This window comes from Paenibacillus xylanivorans (genome assembly GCF_001280595.1).
Taxonomy (GTDB): domain Bacteria; phylum Bacillota; class Bacilli; order Paenibacillales; family Paenibacillaceae; genus Paenibacillus; species Paenibacillus xylanivorans.
Window position 1 is genome coordinate 153,444 of record NZ_LITU01000071.1, and the last position, 1,528, is coordinate 154,971.

The following is a 1,528-nucleotide window of genomic DNA, read 5'->3' on the forward strand; positions in this document are numbered from 1 at the left end:
TTTGCGGGAAATTCAATCGAAGTATGGGCTGCAGGATTTGATATGTTGGATGGACGTCATTATTCAAAAATGGATGGAACAGACACGGAAAGAGATGGGAGAGAAAAAAAGCAATAAACTGGTGGAGCAGGTGAAACATTACGTTGAAATGAATTATGCTGAAGAGATCAGTTTTGAGGCCATTGCCAAGGGGCTGTTTGTACACCCTAAATATTTGAGCCAACTGTTCAAAAGAGTAACCGGGGAGAACTTCGTGAGTTATGTGAACGGGTACCGGATTCAACGGGCGATGGAACTGTTACAGTCAGGGCATTACATGGTCTACGAGGTTAGTGAGATGACCGGGTTCCGCAACGCGACGTACTTCAGTCAGGTGTTCAAGATGCTTACGGGCAAGAGCCCGTCTGAAGTCGGGTAGAGCTATGAATAGGATTAGGCAAAAAATAAAGTGGATTGGGTGGATTATAACGTATGATTTTCGATCAACAGGAGTTTAACATAAAAGGATTGGCCTATTCGATTAGGTCCGCAAAAGAAAAGGATGCTGAAGCATTATCTTCACTTCGTGTACAGATGGATGGAGAAACCGAGAATATGAATCGTGAACAAGGTGAGGGTTTTATTGATCCAGCGGGATTTGAAGAAATAATCCGATTGGACGAGGAAAAGGAGAGAAACCTGTTTCTCGTTGCCCTCGTAAAGGGACGAACCGTAGGGTATTCCCGATGTGAGGGCGTGGATCTAAAGCGATTTTCTCATAAGGTTGAATTTGGAGTTTGCGTATCGAAAGAGTTCTGGGGATACGGGATCGGCAAGAAACTGCTCGAACTTTCTGTAGATTGGGCAGATTCAAATGGAATTGAGAAGATGACCTTGAATGTGGTAGGGACGAACGATATAGCGATGGAGCTTTATAAGAGAATGGGCTTCGAGATAGAGGGGACTTTGAAAAAGGATCGACGACACGCGGAAGGTCGGTATTACGATACAGTTATGATGGGAAGGTTCAGGGGCTGGGGGGGGAGAAACTAGTCGTGGGGTTGTTGACTAGCGATATCTGCAATCCTGTTATTGTTTCAAAGCTTTTCTATTATTATGAAAGAACAGATACTAGAGTCACTACTCATCTCTCACGGAGAGATTTATTATCTATTAGATGTAGATTTCCTGAAACATGATTTAGTATCTATGTATATAGAGGCTATTGAGTAATGTACGATACAAAAGTAATTACCCCTTGAGCAGCTATATAGTGTTTGTTCAAAATGAACAGCCACTCAATTTACTACGAACAGTAACTATTAGCGCTTCTCTTTAAGATAATGATGCTTAACATTGTCATATCTATTGAGTATAGCAGAGGGGCTCTGCAGATATTGATGGAGTATAGATAGAAGGGAAACATAACAGTTCTGTTTGTTTTTTTATATAACGGAGATATATTAATATTAGTTATTAATTAAGGGTTGCAATTTATTTTTCTACATGGTATATTCTAAATCCGGCCAAGAAAACACGAGAAACACGG

At 41.0% G+C, this 1,528-nt stretch carries 2 protein-coding genes; both read left to right on the plus strand.

Annotated features, from left to right (window positions below; translation table 11 throughout):
- Positions 1-418 (plus strand): helix-turn-helix transcriptional regulator (locus AMS66_RS23060; protein WP_236703585.1); only part of this gene is annotated, 418 nt, incomplete at its 5' end.
- Positions 419-471: 53 nt separating this feature from the next.
- Positions 472-1,032 carry a GNAT family N-acetyltransferase gene (locus AMS66_RS23065; protein WP_053783019.1) on the plus strand — a complete coding sequence of 187 codons (561 nt, stop codon included), beginning with the start codon at positions 472-474 and terminating at the stop codon, positions 1,030-1,032.
- Positions 1,033-1,528: the final 496 nt, after the last annotated feature.